This window comes from Formosa sp. S-31 (assembly GCF_051172795.1).
In the GTDB taxonomy this organism is placed as follows: Bacteria; Bacteroidota; Bacteroidia; order Flavobacteriales; family Flavobacteriaceae; genus Formosa.
Genome location: NZ_JAENDK010000010.1, coordinates 1 through 603, shown reverse-complemented (window position 1 = coordinate 603; position 603 = coordinate 1). Strand labels below are relative to the sequence as shown.

Genomic DNA, 603 nt, shown 5'->3' with positions numbered 1-603 from the left:
GTAGAATTCGCAGAAGATTCAACCACACAAGGCTGGATAGACTTAAAAGCACGTGATATTTCCACTAAAGATGTGGTTATAGGAATTGCCGCCTCGGGAACAACGCCTTATGTTATTCAAGCTTTAGAACAATGTAATAACAACAACATCATTACAGGTTGTATCACCTGCAATAAAAACAGTCCCTTAGCCCTTACGGCTAAATATCCTATTGAAGTGGTAGTTGGCCCTGAGTTTGTAACGGGAAGTTCCAGAATGAAAGCAGGAACCGCTCAAAAGTTGGTTTTAAATATGATTTCGACAGCCACTATGATCCAGTTAGGAAAAGTTAAAGGCAACAAAATGGTCGACATGCAGCTTAGCAACGATAAATTAGTAGACCGTGGCGTGAAAATGATTATCTCTGAATTAGGCATTACTTATAACGAAGCGGAGACTTTATTAAAAAAATACAAATCGGTTCGTAACGCCATAACAAACTACCAAGATGGAAGAGACACCCCACACCAATAAAACACTTTTAGTAGAAGGTTTAAAGAAAATGGGCATCGCTTTACTGTGTATGTTTTTAGGACCAACACTAGTACATATTGCCTTAACCAA

The 603-nt window shown here is 38.6% G+C and carries 2 protein-coding genes; both read left to right on the top strand.

The features are described from left to right. Window positions 1-513: N-acetylmuramic acid 6-phosphate etherase (locus I3217_RS14955; RefSeq protein WP_435050587.1), on the top strand; the 513-nt coding region annotated here is incomplete at its 5' end. Next, window positions 488-603 (top strand): DUF6095 family protein (locus I3217_RS14950; protein ID WP_435049551.1); only part of this gene is annotated, 116 nt, incomplete at its 3' end. The genes I3217_RS14955 and I3217_RS14950, both read left to right, overlap by 26 nt.